The 13,835-nt window shown below is 62.0% G+C and carries 14 protein-coding genes; 9 read left to right on the top strand and 5 right to left on the bottom strand.

Going from position 1 to position 13,835, the window contains the following annotated elements; translation table 11 throughout:
- Window positions 1–9: 9 nt before the first annotated feature.
- The 3 genes from CWE16_RS03945 to CWE16_RS03935 all read right to left on the bottom strand — a co-directional run bounded on the left by CWE16_RS03945 (window position 10) and on the right by CWE16_RS03935 (window position 3,373).
- Entirely contained in the window at window positions 10–312 is a 303-nt protein-coding gene (locus tag CWE16_RS03945; protein ID WP_330848523.1) for an HIT family protein, read from the bottom strand.
- A gap of 415 nt (window positions 313–727) precedes the next feature.
- Window positions 728–1,804, bottom strand: a complete 1,077-nt coding sequence (psbA, locus tag CWE16_RS03940) for a photosystem II q(b) protein (protein WP_131593191.1) — start codon at window positions 1,802–1,804, stop codon at window positions 728–730.
- Between the two features lie 207 nt (window positions 1,805–2,011).
- A complete protein-coding gene (locus CWE16_RS03935; protein WP_131593189.1) occupies window positions 2,012–3,373 on the bottom strand; it encodes a YcjF family protein in 1,362 nt (453 codons plus the stop codon).
- Between the two features lie 149 nt (window positions 3,374–3,522).
- Between CWE16_RS03935 and CWE16_RS03930 the strand changes: the two genes are divergently transcribed.
- The 4 genes from CWE16_RS03930 (at window position 3,523) to CWE16_RS03915 (ending at window position 7,136) form a co-directional block, all read left to right on the top strand.
- Entirely contained in the window at window positions 3,523–4,428 is a 906-nt protein-coding gene (locus tag CWE16_RS03930) for a cation diffusion facilitator family transporter (protein ID WP_131456499.1), read from the top strand.
- An 88-nt stretch (window positions 4,429–4,516) separates the two neighbouring features.
- The gene (locus CWE16_RS03925) at window positions 4,517–5,194 is read left to right on the top strand and encodes a hypothetical protein (RefSeq protein WP_236629562.1); all 678 of its coding nucleotides are present in this window, start codon (window positions 4,517–4,519) and stop codon (window positions 5,192–5,194) included.
- Window positions 5,195–5,197: 3 nt separating this feature from the next.
- Window positions 5,198–6,211: a tryptophan--tRNA ligase gene (trpS, locus tag CWE16_RS03920; protein WP_131593187.1), complete on the top strand. Its 1,014-nt coding sequence runs from the start codon at window positions 5,198–5,200 to the stop codon at window positions 6,209–6,211.
- 268 nt (window positions 6,212–6,479) lie between these two features.
- Entirely contained in the window at window positions 6,480–7,136 is a 657-nt protein-coding gene (locus CWE16_RS03915; protein WP_236629561.1) for a glycoside hydrolase family 24 protein, read from the top strand.
- A 7-nt stretch (window positions 7,137–7,143) separates the two neighbouring features.
- Here the strand turns inward: CWE16_RS03915 and CWE16_RS03910 are convergent, their stop codons facing one another.
- On the bottom strand, window positions 7,144–7,533 hold the full coding sequence (locus CWE16_RS03910; RefSeq protein WP_131593185.1) for a DUF2752 domain-containing protein: 390 nt from the start codon (window positions 7,531–7,533) through the stop codon (window positions 7,144–7,146).
- The gene (locus CWE16_RS03905; RefSeq protein WP_131456491.1) at window positions 7,530–7,835 is read right to left on the bottom strand and encodes a DUF2605 family protein; all 306 of its coding nucleotides are present in this window, start codon (window positions 7,833–7,835) and stop codon (window positions 7,530–7,532) included. Before CWE16_RS03905 ends, CWE16_RS03910 begins: the two co-directional genes overlap by 4 nt.
- 24 nt (window positions 7,836–7,859) lie before the next feature.
- On the opposite strand from CWE16_RS03905, the gene thrS reads away from it, so the two are divergent.
- The 5 genes from thrS (at window position 7,860) to CWE16_RS03880 (ending at window position 13,834) form a co-directional block, all read left to right on the top strand.
- Entirely contained in the window at window positions 7,860–9,713 is a 1,854-nt protein-coding gene (gene thrS, locus CWE16_RS03900; RefSeq protein ID WP_131593183.1) for a threonine--tRNA ligase, read from the top strand.
- Window positions 9,710–10,108 carry a DUF1824 family protein gene (locus CWE16_RS03895; protein ID WP_131593181.1) on the top strand — a complete coding sequence of 133 codons (399 nt, stop codon included), beginning with the start codon at window positions 9,710–9,712 and terminating at the stop codon, window positions 10,106–10,108. The genes thrS and CWE16_RS03895 overlap by 4 nt, the downstream gene beginning before the upstream one ends.
- A 69-nt stretch (window positions 10,109–10,177) precedes the next feature.
- Complete coding sequence (locus CWE16_RS03890; RefSeq protein WP_131593180.1) at window positions 10,178–11,227, top strand: glucokinase; 1,050 nt, start codon at window positions 10,178–10,180, stop codon at window positions 11,225–11,227.
- A 31-nt stretch (window positions 11,228–11,258) separates the two neighbouring features.
- On the top strand, window positions 11,259–12,206 hold the full coding sequence (gene thrB, locus CWE16_RS03885; RefSeq protein ID WP_131593178.1) for a homoserine kinase: 948 nt from the start codon (window positions 11,259–11,261) through the stop codon (window positions 12,204–12,206).
- Window positions 12,207–12,262: 56 nt separating this feature from the next.
- Complete coding sequence (locus tag CWE16_RS03880; protein WP_131593176.1) at window positions 12,263–13,834, top strand: NAD(P)H-quinone oxidoreductase subunit 4; 1,572 nt, start codon at window positions 12,263–12,265, stop codon at window positions 13,832–13,834.
- Window position 13,835 lies beyond the last annotated feature (1 nt).

Below are 13,835 nucleotides of genomic sequence, written 5' to 3'. Positions count from 1 at the left end.
GCCATCGGTTCAACAATCACTGAACAGGGCAGCAGCACGGGAGCGGGCGCGGCCGATCCAGTCATGCACCATTTCGCGATCCGCCTGGGGGCTGTGCCCAGCCTCCACGGCTCGATAAAGGTCGGCAACCGCCCAGGCGGTGGTCTTCGGATCCTCGCCATGACGAGGGATCAAATGCAAATGCAGATGGCGAGCCCCCTCTCCGAAGGCAATCGCATAGACGCGATCGCAACCGCTCAGCTCGCGCACCAAGCGTGATGCTCGCTGAACCACGCTTCCCCACTCGCGGGCCTCTTCAGGATCGAAATCCACGGGCCCGCCCAAGTGACGGCGAGCATCGAGGAAGCACCAACCGACCATGGGGGCCGGGAGTGGATGGTGACGGAGTAACCACCGATCACTTCGCCAGATCTCGACAGGGTCCAGACGTGCTGGATCGCCATGCAAGGAACAAATTCCGCAGCTCAATTGCCCTTCGGCACAAACAGCTTGGATGCAGCCACAAGAATGCCTGCAATCAGCAGCGCGGGAAGAATGACGGCGGGGCCACCAGGGGCGGTTTGGGATGCAAACAGCACAGGCATGACCGAACTTGATTGACCAAAATCCACAATGTCAGATTTGAATTCACAGACTCAGGGCAGACACTATTTGTCACCACAACAAAGCCCCCTCCGAGGAGGGGGCTTTCCGGTTCAGTTGATCTGAACCTGTTGTTGATTCCAGATCAACCGATGGCGGGAGCTTGCAGAGCCACGGGGGTGGACTCAGCAGCAGCCAGGTCGAGGGGGAAGTTGTGAGCGTTGCGCTCGTGCATCACTTCCATGCCGAGGTTGGCACGGTTCAGCACATCAGCCCAGGTGTTCAGGACGCGGCCCTGACCATCAAGGATGGACTGGTTGAAGTTGAAACCGTTCAGGTTGAAGGCCATGGTGCTGACGCCCAGGGCGGTGAACCAGATGCCGACCACAGGCCAGGCAGCCAGGAAGAAGTGAAGGCTGCGGCTGTTGTTGAAGGAGGCGTATTGGAAGATCAGGCGACCGAAGTAACCGTGGGCAGCCACGATGTTGTAGGTCTCTTCCTCTTGGCCGAACTTGTAGCCGTAGTTCTGGGACTCGCTCTCAGTGGTCTCGCGGACCAGGGAGGAGGTCACCAGGGAGCCGTGCATGGCGGAGAACAGGGAGCCACCGAACACACCAGCCACACCCAGCATGTGGAAGGGGTGCATCAGGATGTTGTGCTCAGCCTGGAACACCAGCATGAAGTTGAAGGTGCCGGAGATGCCGAGGGGCATGCCGTCAGAGAAGGAACCCTGACCGAAGGGGTAGATCAGGAACACGGCGAAGGCGGCCGAGAGTGGAGCGCTGTAGGCCACACAAATCCAAGGGCGCATGCCGAGGCGGTAGGAAAGCTCCCACTGACGCCCCATATAGGCAGAGATACCGATCAGGAAGTGGAAGACCACCAGCTGGTAAGGACCGCCGTTGTAGAGCCACTCATCGAGGGAGGCCGCTTCCCAGATGGGATAGAAGTGCAGACCGATGGCGTTCGAAGAAGGAACAACAGCACCCGAGATGATGTTGTTGCCGTAGATCAGGGAGCCGGCGACGGGCTCACGGATGCCATCAATATCGACCGCAGGAGCGGCGATGAAGGCGATGATGAAGCAGATGGTTGCCGACAGCAGGCAAGGAATCATCAGCACACCGAACCAACCCACATAAATGCGGTTGTTGGTGTCGGTGACCCACTGACAGAAGTTTTCCCAGTTGCTGAGACGACCGCTGCGAATTGCAGTAGCCATGGGACAAAAGATGAGAACGGGTCAGCCCGTGCCACTCCAGCAGCAAAAACGCGGCAGCAGAGACATAGGGCAGGACTTAAGAGTATGGAAAGGTCACCGTTTTTCCCGAAAACCAAACACCTCGAGTCACTCAGACAAGCAACTTCATGAACCACTTCATGAACGCTTCATGAAGTTTTGAGCAAGGGGGTCGTGTGCTGGTCGGGATTAACCCGGGCGCAGGGACGGGCCGCTCTGGGCCCAGTCCCGTGCCTGCTGCAGAAAACCACTCCAATCGAGACGTTCCCGTTCCGCCGCCTTGGCCACAAGCAGCGGTGCCTGCTGCTTGAGGCGCTCAAGATCTGGCTCTGCAACGCCTGCATTCATCGCCATCCAATCGGCCATTGATGCGCCGACCACTCGGGTGAGATAAGCGGCACTGAGAGCCTGGAGAGCACCAGCCGCCAACCAGCTGCCGCCATCCAATTTCGCCAGCCCCAGCAGGGCTTGACCACTCCACTCGACGACGCCCTGGGCAAGAGCAGCCCCGCCGAGATGTCGAGCCGCCACCTGCAGCACCTCCGCTCGCCATGGGCAGTTCCAGATTTGAGCCATCTCGCGCAGCATCAGCCCATTGCCAACAGCAACGACCACGAGGTCCGTGCTCGGTAGCGGGGAGGCAACCACCGCACCGGCCACCAGCCACTGACTGCGATGCAACAAAGCTCGGAAGCGCTCCCGCCGTAGTTGCTCCAACTCGCCTTGCCAGCTGCGATGCAAGGACGCCAGCAGCCGTTGACGGGTGTTGTCGAGGGATCGCTGGGGCTGACGAAGCAAGCGATGAATCGGTTGCAGAAGCGGTCTCAGCCCCTGACTGGAACCATCCCAAAGGAGGAGGCGATCGTGCCAGCGCTCGGGCAACTGGGCCATGAGGGCACGGCGACCCACATCAACACCATCGCCTGGTTGCTGGTCCAGGATGCCCCCCTGGACCAGCAACCAGGCCGGCTGATCGACAGGAATGTCGTCGAGGCGTAAGAAATCCGATGCCCTCAGGGGCAGAGGCAGCAGAAAAAGCAACGCGTCCTGTTGCTTCAGCACCTCTGGCAGCCCCCAGGATTCCGCTGCCGTGGACAGCGGCTTGGCCATCGAGAGACTCAGACTGCTGGCACCCGTCAACGCCGTCTCGAACCAGGCGGAGGGAGGCAGCTCGACCCCCTCCGAAGCCACGACTGCAAGGGCCAATGGTCCTGAGTGGTTCAGAACGGCCTCCAGCTGCTGCTCCCGCGGCGCACGCAATGCTTCGACACCGAGCTGAGTCTCGAGCTGATCGAACTGGTCAAGCACTTGACGGCATTGACTCACCCAAGCGGGCAGCGTCGTCGGAGCCTTGAAACTCGCTTGAGCCGCAGGGCGACTCAACCACCAAACACCAGCGCCGGCCGCCAGCAAACCGAGGCCGCCTCCCGGAAGATGAAGAACATCGGCACACACCCATTGCCCCAGCAGCAACGTGCCACCGGCCATCAGCAGCCGGCCTGTCAGGGCCGGCGACGGACTCAAAGAACCGAGGAACGGCACCGGAAGCATGCGGGAGTGCCCAGACGTCCCGGCCTTCCTAGCTCACTCCATAGCAGGGCACCAGCGCAGCGCCACAACGGGCAGCGCGGAATCCGACCCCAACCCAAAGACGGAGCCGGAAGGGATCCATACCTTGGGACAAAAGGCAACCCCTAGAGATGGTCACGGATCGTCGCAATGAGGTGAAAAGGGTGCTGATGGTGGCCCTGGTCATCAACCTCAGCATGACCGGCCTGAAACTGGTTCTGGGACTCGTCAGCGGCTCCCTGGCGGTGGTAGCCGATGCCATGCACAGCGCCACCGATGCACTCTCCAGCCTCATGGGGTTGCTAACCAACGGGCTTTCGGATCCCCACCCGGATCGCGACCATCCCTACGGCCACGAGAAATATGAAGCAGTCGGAGCGCTGGCGATCGCTGGGTTCATTTTGTTCACGGCCCTAGAGATCCTCATCACCGCAGGGGAACGACTGCTGCAGGGTCTGACCCCGTTGCGAATCAACGGCCCGGAACTGCTGCTGCTGCTCGTGGTCCTCCTCTGCAATGTGGGACTGGCCATCTACGAGCGCCGTCAGGGGCGTCGACTCCAGAGCCAGCTCCTGCTCGCAGATGCCCGTCACACCATGAGCGATATCTGGACGACGGTGATCGTGCTGGTGGGCCTCAGTGGAGCCTGGTTGCTGGGAATCAGCTGGCTGGACGTGGCTCTCGCCGTGCCTCTTGTGCTCCTGTTGCTCAGGGTCTGCTGGCAGGTGCTGCGCGCCAACCTGCCCTGGCTGGTCGATCACATCGCCATCGCACCGGAGGCGATTCATGAACAGGCGATGGCCGTGCCAGGGGTGCTCAACTGCCATGACATCGCCAGCAGAGGTGTTCTCGGCCAACGCGTCTTTATTGACATGCACATGGTTGTGGATGCTGATGATCTGCCCACCGCCCACCGCATCACCGAACTGGTGGAGGAACGACTCGAGACCCGCTTCGGGCCTGTGCGTTGCACGATTCATCTAGAGCCGAGGGATTACGCCGAACAGACCATCACCTTCCGCGGGACCCACGGTTGAAGTGGCCGGTCGTCAGGGCGGCGCGCCCGAACACCGACAAGCCCCCTGTCATGCGTCACACTTGCGCCTGATTGCAAGGCCATGGGCCATGACTGATTCCTACGGTGATCCCCAGGCCTTCGGGGGAGCGGGTGAAGCCGGCGGCACGGCTGCTGGACATGAAACTGCTGGGCATGAAGCTGCTGGACATGAGTCCGGCGGTCATGGGGGTCCTGGCCAAGACGGAGGCGCGCGTGGAGGCTTCCGCAGAGGCGCAGGCCGTCCCCAGGGCGGCGGACGTGAAGGTGGCGGATTCCGCATCCGCTTGAGCGACAACGAAATGCGCGCCACCCGTGCTCTTCAGGAGGCCTTCAACCTCCGCTCCACCGTGGCCGTTCTCGGTTTTGCGGTGCGCACCCTTGGCCAGATGCTGGAGGATGGTGAGTTGGATGCCCTCGTGCAGCAACAGCGCTCCCAGGCACCGCGGGGCGGATTCCGTGGTGAAGGTGGGCGTGGTGAAGGTGGGCGTGGCGAGGGTGGTCGCCGTGAAGGTGGTCGCGGAGATGGCCGGCGAGGTGAGGGTCGCAATGAGGGCGGTCGTGGTTCACGGCCCGACCCTTTTGCCCGCCCAGCCAAGCCCCAGCCGTCCGCACCGGAGCCCACACCGGAGCCCGAAGCCCAGAGCGAGCCTGAGCAGGCAGTGGACGCTATTGAAAGCCAGGTCCAGGAGCCAGCAAGCCAGCCAGAGGTTGACACCGATCTGGCCGCCAAGACAGAAGAGGCCTGATTCATGGTCCGGTCGCGGGTTCTCTCCGGGGTCCAGCCCACCGGAGCCCTTCATCTGGGCAACTGGCTCGGTGCCATCCGCAACTGGGTTGATCTGCAGAACGACCACGACACCTTCGTGTGCGTGGTCGATTTGCATGCGATCACCGTGCCGCATGACCCGGCCCGTCTTGCCGATGACACCCTGACAACAGCGGCCCTTTATCTGGCCTGCGGGATTGATCCAGCGCGCAGCACGGTGTTTGTGCAGAGCCACGTGGCCGCCCATTCAGAGCTTTGCTGGCTGCTGAACTGCGTCACACCGCTCAACTGGCTGGAGCGAATGATCCAGTTCAAGGAGAAAGCTCTCAAGCAGGGAGACAACGTGTCGGTCGGACTCCTCGACTATCCGGTGCTCATGGCCGCCGACATCCTTCTCTATGACGCAGATCTGGTGCCAGTGGGCGAAGACCAGAAACAACACCTGGAATTGGCTCGCGATATCGCCCAGCAACGCATCAATGCCCGCTTTGGCTCCGAGGATGCACCACTGCTCAAGGTGCCCAAGCCTTTGATCCTCAAAGAGGGGGCCCGCGTGATGAGCCTCACCGATGGGCGCAGCAAGATGAGCAAAAGCGACCCCAATGAAGGCAGCCGCATCACGCTTCTCGACCCTCCTGATCTCATCACGAAGAAGATCAAGCGCGCCAAAACTGATCCCCAGATGGGTCTGGAGTTCGACCATCCGGATCGACCGGAGACCGACAATCTTCTCGGGCTCTACGCCATCCTCAGCGGTAAGGGCCGAGATGCGGTTGCCAGCGAATGTGCCTCGATGGGTTGGGGCCAGTTCAAGCCATTACTGGCTGACGCCACCGTGGCCGCCCTTGAACCGATCCAGGCCCGCTACAGGGAGCTCATGAATGAGCGGAGCGAGCTCGAACGGGTCCTCAACCAAGGACAACAACAGGCGGAAGCAGTGGCACAAGCCACGGTTGAGCGGGTGCGCCAGGGACTTGGCTTCCTGGCAAAACGCTGAACGCCCAAGGCACCAAGCCAAGCTGATCAATCAATTGAGATTAAAAAAGTTTTCCTAATCCTTAAGCCTTCCTGAGAACGCGGGCGAACCAAAACCACTGCCCAAGGAAAAGACCGCCCTCCCCACTCGCGTCTCACGCGTCTCATTCGCGGACGCGTCTTTGAGTGTTTTGCTAGGCACATCACGAGCCTCTCGTCAAGGGCGGTCGTCGCTCTCTCGCCACGGCCCCTCACTCCGCTGCAAGGTGATGGGCCCTTGAACCGCCGGTTTGCCTTCAGTTCCCGCTTTCAATCGCAAAACCCTTGTTGCCATTGGAGCCGTCAGCGTTCTGCTTCTGCCCTTCGGCCAAGGGCTGCACGCTGAGCGATCCAACGAGCGCCTCCAGCAAGACGATGCGATCCAGACGGGCCTGACCAAGACAGAACAGGTTCAGGACTTGCTGGCAGCCCGCCCCTACCGGATCACCCCCGAGCGCAGGGCCCTGCTCAACACGATCCGCTATGCGGAAGGCACTTGGAAGGACGGTCGTGATCTGGGTTATCGCGTGCTCTATGGCGGCAGCCTCTTCCGCGATCTCTCCCGTCACCCGGAGCGGCTGGTGGTGAAGCGTTACGCCAGTGCAGCAGCAGGCGCCTATCAGTTTTTACCCGCGACCTGGCGCCAGGTCGCCCGTGAGTTGAGGCTGCCAAGCTTCGAACCCCAACATCAGGACCAGGCAGCCCTGCGCCTCGTGGAGCGTCGTGGTGCTCTGGAGGAGGTGGATCGCCGCGGCCTGACCCCAAGCGCCATGCATCGCCTGGCCCCCGAATGGGCCTCCTTCCCCACCCATGCCGGCACCAGCGCCTATGGCCAGCCGGTGAAGAGTCAGGCGGAACTGGCCCGCTTCTACTCGAACAATCTCCGGGAGATCCGCCAAGGGGCCTGAGGCCTGCTCAGCCCGGCAAGGGCACTCCGGCCAGCCTCCAGCGGAACAGCCGCATCAGCCAGTAGATCAACAGCGCCGCCGCCACGGCAGCCGCTGCCTGCCAGCGCCGCCGCCCGAAGCGCAGGGGCCGACCCAGCAGCCCCTGCCTCCAGCCAAGCCAGCCCAGGCTCAATACCAAGGGAGGGCCAAAGAGATGCAACTCCAGGGCCTCTCCCAGATCGCCCTGGAGCGTGGCCAGGGCTGATCGGGTCAAAAAGCATGTAGGACAGGGAACACCGGTCAGGGCGCGCCAGGGGCAACCGGGCAAGAGCAGAGGCAGCCCTTGAGCGCGCAGGCTCAGCAAAATCAGCAGAGCGATCGCCGCCAGACCAGCCTTGGGGCGTCGGGGCAGGGTCATCGTGCCGCCTGGGAAATGCGCGCCGCCAGGGCCCAAACATCCATCACCAGCTGATGCCAGGGAGCCATGGCCTCCATCGAGACAGCCATGGCCGTTGGTGAGGCATCCACCAGGGCCCGGGTTGCAGCAATCGCCTTGCGCCCCTCCTCGATCCGGGCTGCCATCACAGCCCGCTCCTCCGGCGCCATGACGAGATCGGGGCATACCGCCAGCAGCTCCTCACCCCGCTGAAACCAGTGGCTGAAATCCTTGAGCAAAGAGTCGAGGAGGCTCTCCAGCAGGGCGTCGGCTTCCGGGTCCATGGCGCTGAATCACACGCCCATAGGATGGCGTCTGTTGTGCATGAACTGGTGAGCAGCGCTGCAGTAACCGCTCCTGCCCAGGCAGAGCACCCCAATAAAGAGATGGTGGTGCTTCCCAAAACCAGTGAAAGCGAGCAGCTGCTCAAGATCCGCCACTCCATGAGCCATGTCATGGCGATGGCGGTGCAGAGCCTCTTCCCCAAAACACAGGTGACGATCGGGCCCTGGACGGAAAGTGGCTTCTATTACGACTTCGACAGCCCCGATCCCTTCACCGAGGCTGATCTCAAGGCGATCCGAAAGGAGATGATCAAAATCGTCAATCGGAAGCTTCCCCTCGAGCGGATCGAGGTGAGTCGCCAGGAGGCCGAAACGAAAATCAAGGCTCAAAACGAGCCTTACAAACTCGAGATCCTCGCGGGCCTGCAGGAACCGATCACCCTCTACACCCTCGGAGATCAATGGTGGGACCTCTGCGCCGGTCCCCATGTCGCCAACACCAGTGAACTCAACCCCAAGGCCTTTGCCCTAGAGAGCGTTGCCGGTGCCTATTGGCGGGGTGACGAGAAGAAGGCCCAACTCCAAAGGATCTACGGCACCGCCTGGGAGACTCCGGAGCAACTGGCTGAACACCAGCGCCGCAAGGAAGAAGCCCTGCGCCGGGATCACCGCCGCCTTGGCAAGGATCTCGATCTTTTTTCGATTGAAGATGAAGCAGGTGCTGGCCTTGTCTTCTGGCATCCGCGTGGTGCCCGCATGCGCCTGCTGATCGAAGACTTCTGGCGTCAGGCCCATTTTGAAGGCGGCTACGAGCTCCTCTACACCCCCCATGTCGCCGACATCAGTCTCTGGAAGACCTCAGGCCATCTCGACTTCTACAGCGAGAGCATGTTCGGCCCCATGGAGGTGGATGAACGGGAATACCAGCTCAAACCAATGAACTGCCCGTTCCATGTGCTCACCTATGCCAGCAAGCTGCGCAGCTATCGCGAACTACCAATCCGCTGGGCTGAATTGGGCACGGTGTATCGCTACGAGCGTCCCGGGGTGATGCATGGCCTGATGCGCGTGCGTGGCTTCACCCAGGACGATGCCCACGTGTTCTGCCTGCCCGATCAGATCAGCGATGAAATCCTGCGCATCCTGGATCTCACCGAGCGGATCCTCTCCACGTTTGATTTCCGTCACTACGAGATCAACCTCTCCACACGCCCAGAGAAATCGATCGGTGATGATGCCGTCTGGGAGCTGGCCACCAAAGGACTGGTGGAGGCCCTGGAGCGCAAGGGATGGGATTACAAGATCGATGAAGGCGGTGGCGCGTTTTACGGCCCCAAGATCGATCTGAAGATCGAGGATGCGATCGGCCGGATGTGGCAATGCTCGACGATCCAGCTTGATTTCAACCTGCCGGAACGCTTCAAGCTCGACTACATCGCCGCCGATGGCAGCAAGCAGCGCCCGATCATGATTCACCGGGCGATCTTTGGTTCGTTGGAACGGTTCTTCGGGATCATGACCGAGAACTACGCCGGTGATTACCCCTTCTGGCTAGCTCCTGAGCAGGTGCGCCTGCTGCCTGTCACCGATGAGGTGCAGCCCTCCGCCGAACAGATGCTGGAGCAGCTCACAGCCGCAGGAATTCGGGCCACGGTTGACCGCAGTGGTGATCGACTCGGCAAGTTGATCCGCAGTGGTGAACAAATGAAGATCCCCCTTCTCGCGGTGATTGGGGCCAAGGAGGCCGAGCAGGGAGCCGTGAGTCTGCGCAGTCGACGGGATGGTGACCTTGGCGTCGTGGATCGCGACGCGCTGATTGCGGCAGCAAGGCAGGCCAATCAAAACCGTCACACCTCCCTGACGCTGCCTCGCTCATGAACGAGTCCCACATCCAACGCATCAGTGATCTGACCCCGCTGCGCAGTGCGCCCAGCCTCAGTGCTGAACAAACCAGCGTTCTGCGAGCAGAACTAGCCCGGGAGATGGGCGCCTACTCCTGGTTCACCGTGGGCGTGATGGCGGCCAGCGCCGCCGAGGCTCTCCGCAGCCTGCGCCAGCTTGAAACAGCCTGCGGCTGGGAACCGATGCGTGTTGAAGGCGAATGCAAGGCCGAGGACGGCGTCTTTCTTAAGGCCAATCAGTCCAGCGGCATGGTCCGAATCCGAGCTGAACAGGGGCTTGGAGAGGGGATCTTGATCAGCGGTCATCAGCAGGAGCAGGGCGCGGCAGGCCCCACCTGGGGCCCCTTCCCCCTTGATCTGTTCACCACCTGATTCAGCGCCGAGACTTGCCGATTGCCACCAAGCTGATCAGCCTTAGGACAAAGAGAGCCATCCGGAGCAATGGCGCAGAGAACCTATCTGGCCGGTGATCTCGGAGGCACCAAGACCCTGCTCTCGCTGTTCACCAGCGTTGATGGTCAGCTACAGGCCCTGGAAGGGCAGCGCTACGCATCGGCAGAGTGGACCTCCCTTGAGGCCATGCTCACTCACTTTCTTGAGGGGCTGCCGTCAGAGCTGGAACGGCCTGCGACCAGCTGTATGGCCGTGGCCGGTCCCGTACAGAACGGTCAGGCCAAGCTGACCAACCTTCCCTGGGAGATGAGCGAAGCCTCGCTCTGTGCCGCCACAGGGCTGGAGCGGCTGGAGCTGGTGAATGATTTCGCCGTGCTGATCCATGGCCTCCCCCACTTCAGCGACAGTCAGCAGGTGGTGCTGCAACCCGGACAAGACAGGTTGAAGGAGCCAGGGGCCCATGGCGACAGCGTGGCCATCCTTGGGGCAGGCACAGGCCTTGGCATGGCCAGGGGCATCCCCGGCCCCCAGGGCTGGATTGCCCTGGCCAGCGAGGGAGGACATCGGGAATTTGCTCCACGCACGGAGCAGGAATGGGCCCTCAGCCGCTGGCTCATGGCGGACCTCGGCATTGATCGTCTTTCGATCGAACGCATCGTGAGTGGCACAGGTCTGGGGCATGTCATGCACTGGCTTCTGCAACAAGAGCAACGCGAGCATCCCCTTCACAGGATCGCCAGAGCCTGGCGCACAATTCCTGCCGAACAGCCCGGACATCAGGATCTGCCTGCCCACACCGGCAAGGCTGCAGCAACTGGCGACCCGCTTGCCCAGGCCGCCCTGGAGCTCTGGCTCGGGGCCTATGGGTCCGCTGCGGGAGATCTAGCCCTGCAGGAACTGTGCAGCGGCGGGCTTTGGGTCGGCGGTGGCACCGCGGGAAAAAACCTCGCTGGCCTCCGGTCTCAGCACTTCCTGGCCCCCCTTCGTCGCAAAGGACGGTTTCAGCCGTTCCTGGAGAGCCTGACCATTCGGGCCGTCATCGACCCGAATGCAGGACTGTTTAGCGCCGCCTGCCGAGCGCGGGCCCTGGACGCCTAAGTGAGACACTGGCTTCAACAGGACAGTAGGGATGGTGCAGCCGCGCATCGGCCAAACGGTGGTGGTGGACGTACCGGCCACCACAGCCAACATCGGACCTGGGTTCGACTGCCTGGGGGCCGCCCTTGACCTGAACAACCGCTTCACCATGCGCCGAATCGAAGGCGACGGGGAGCGGTTTGAACTGATCATCGAAGGCCAGGAGGGCAGTCACCTTCGCGGTGGGCCCGAGAACCTCGTGTATCGCGCCGCCCAGCGGGTCTGGAAGGCCGCAGGGGAGGATCCGGTCGCCTTGGAGGCACGGGTCAGACTTGCTGTACCACCGGCGCGAGGCCTCGGAAGCAGCGCCACGGCCATTGTTGCGGGACTGGTGGGCGCCAATGCCCTGGTGGGAGAACCCCTGAGCCGGGAAAAACTTCTGGAGCTGGCCATCGACATTGAAGGCCATCCCGACAATGTGGTTCCTTCCCTGTTGGGGGGCCTCTGCATGACCGCGAAGGCTGCCTCCCAACGCTGGCGTGTCGTGCGCTGCGAGTGGCTTGCGTCGGTGAAGGCCGTAGTGGCCATTCCGGCGATTCGGCTGAGCACCAGCGAGGCACGACGGGCGATGCCCAAGACGATTCCCGTTGGCGATGCCGTGGTGAATCTGGGAGCCCTAACGCTGCTGCTGCAGGGTTTACGCACGGGCAACGGCGATCTGATTTCCGATGGCATGCACGACCGGCTGCACGAGCCCTACCGCTGGCGGCTGATCAAAGGAGGCCAAGAGGTGCGACAAGCGGCCCTCAAGGCCGGAGCCTGGGGCTGTGCCATCAGCGGAGCCGGCCCCAGCATTCTGGCCCTCTGTTCGGAAGAGGTGGGCCCTGCGGTCAGCCAGGCCATGGTGAAGGCGTGGGAAGCGGAGGGGGTGGCCAGCCGTGCCCCGCTCCTGAGCCTCCAGACCACGGGAAGCCATTGGCAGGCCAAGGAACCTGAGTAGATCTACTCAACAGCACCCCTGGGACTGATAAGTTCAATCACAATCTTTTAGTCGCCATGGATGTCAACCTGCCCCTGTCGGTTGCGTCCCAGACGGCGTTTCCCTGGCTGTCCCTGATCGTCCTGTTGCCGGCGGTCACAGCACTGGTCATGCCCCTGCTGCCAGGGGATGACAGCAATCCCTCCCCCTGGCCCCGCAACCTCGCCTTGACGGTGCTGGCCGTGGATTTCGTTTTGATGGTGGCCGTGTTCAGCCGCCTGTTCGATCGCCTCGATGGCGGGCTGCAACTGGTGGAGCGGGTCAGCTGGCTGCCAGTGATCGGTCTCGAGTGGTCTCTCGGAGCTGACGGTCTCTCCATGCCTTTGGTGGTGCTCAGCGGCCTGGTCACCATGCTCTCGGTGGCTGCAAGCTGGAAGGTTCAGCACAAAGCCAAGCTTTACTTCGGCCTTCTCTTGGTGCAGGCCTCAGCCCAGGCGCTGGTGTTCCTGTCCCAGGACTTCCTGCTGTTCTTCCTGGCCTGGGAACTGGAGTTGGTCCCCGTCTATCTGCTGATTGCGATCTGGGGGGGCCAGAACCGCCAGTACGCCGCCACCAAATTCATCCTTTACACGGCCCTGGCCTCTCTGCTGATCCTGATCAGCGGCCTCGCCCTTGCCCTCTCCGGCGACAGCTTCACCCTCAACCTGAGCGAACTCGCCCAACGCTCCCCTGGCGGCAGCTTTGGCCTGCTCTGTTACTTGGGCTTCTTGGTGGGATTCGGAGTGAAACTGCCGATGTTCCCCTTGCACACCTGGCTACCCGACGCCCATGGAGAAGCCAATGCACCGGTCTCGATGCTCTTAGCCGGCGTGTTGCTGAAGATGGGCGGTTATGCCCTGCTCCGCTTCAACGTTCAGATGCTGCCGGAGGCCCACCTGGTGCTGGCGCCAGCCCTGATCGTCCTGGGGATTGTCAACATCATCTATGGCGCTCTCAACGCTTTCGCTCAAGACAACGTCAAGCGAAGAATTGCCTGCAGCTCGGTGAGTCATATGGGCTTCGTGTTGCTGGGCATCGGCGCTGTGGATGCACTCAGCCTCAGTGGCGCGATGCTGCAGATGATCAGCCATGGCCTGATCGCCGCCGCCATGTTCTTCGTCACTGGCAGCTTCTACGAACGCACCAAGACGTTGTCGATCCCCAACATGGGCGGTCTGGCCAAGGTGTTGCCGATCACGTTTGCCTTCTTCCTTGCCAGCTCCCTCGCCTCCCTGGCTCTCCCGGGGATGAGTGGCTTCATCAGCGAAATCACCATCTTTCTGGGCATCACCAGCCAGGAGCAGTTCACAACCCTGTTCCGGGTGATCACCATCGTGATCGCCGCCATCGGTCTCGTACTGACCCCGATCTATCTGCTCTCCCTCTGCCGGCGGGTCTTCTTCGGCCCACGCATCCCGGCCCTGGCCTTCGTGGACGACATGAATCCCCGTGAATTGGTCATCGGTCTCACCCTGCTGGTGCCAACACTCACCATCGGCATCTGGCCACGGGTCGCCATGGACGTCTACGAAGCCTCCACCGATGCCCTCGCGGAAACCCTCTCCAGCCATAGCCTGATTGCACTGAGCAACTGGCTCCCCCTCGGCTGAC

The sequence above is a fragment of the Synechococcus sp. BS55D genome (genome assembly GCF_004332415.1).
Classification (GTDB): Bacteria; Cyanobacteriota; Cyanobacteriia; order PCC-6307; family Cyanobiaceae; genus Synechococcus_C.
Note: the sequence above shows the minus strand (reverse complement) of the source record. Positions and strands in the feature narration are given on the sequence as shown.

Excerpts from the sequence above, each read along its gene's own strand:
- trpS (WP_131593187.1), top strand. The coding sequence starts at position 5,198 with ATGGTCCGGTCGCGGGTTCTCTCCGGGGTCCAGCCCACCGGAGCCCTT.
- thrB (WP_131593178.1), top strand. The coding sequence starts at position 11,259 with ATGGTGCAGCCGCGCATCGGCCAAACGGTGGTGGTGGACGTACCGGCC.
- thrS (WP_131593183.1), top strand. The coding sequence starts at position 7,860 with ATGGCGTCTGTTGTGCATGAACTGGTGAGCAGCGCTGCAGTAACCGCT.
- CWE16_RS03890 (WP_131593180.1), top strand. The coding sequence starts at position 10,178 with ATGGCGCAGAGAACCTATCTGGCCGGTGATCTCGGAGGCACCAAGACC.
- CWE16_RS03925 (WP_236629562.1), top strand. The coding sequence starts at position 4,517 with ATGACTGATTCCTACGGTGATCCCCAGGCCTTCGGGGGAGCGGGTGAA.
- CWE16_RS03910 (WP_131593185.1), bottom strand. The coding sequence starts at position 7,533 with ATGACCCTGCCCCGACGCCCCAAGGCTGGTCTGGCGGCGATCGCTCTG.
- CWE16_RS03905 (WP_131456491.1), bottom strand. The coding sequence starts at position 7,835 with ATGGACCCGGAAGCCGACGCCCTGCTGGAGAGCCTCCTCGACTCTTTG.
- CWE16_RS03895 (WP_131593181.1), top strand. The coding sequence starts at position 9,710 with ATGAACGAGTCCCACATCCAACGCATCAGTGATCTGACCCCGCTGCGC.
- CWE16_RS03880 (WP_131593176.1), top strand. The coding sequence starts at position 12,263 with ATGGATGTCAACCTGCCCCTGTCGGTTGCGTCCCAGACGGCGTTTCCC.
- psbA (WP_131593191.1), bottom strand. The coding sequence starts at position 1,804 with ATGGCTACTGCAATTCGCAGCGGTCGTCTCAGCAACTGGGAAAACTTC.
- CWE16_RS03930 (WP_131456499.1), top strand. The coding sequence starts at position 3,523 with ATGGTCACGGATCGTCGCAATGAGGTGAAAAGGGTGCTGATGGTGGCC.
- CWE16_RS03935 (WP_131593189.1), bottom strand. The coding sequence starts at position 3,373 with ATGCTTCCGGTGCCGTTCCTCGGTTCTTTGAGTCCGTCGCCGGCCCTG.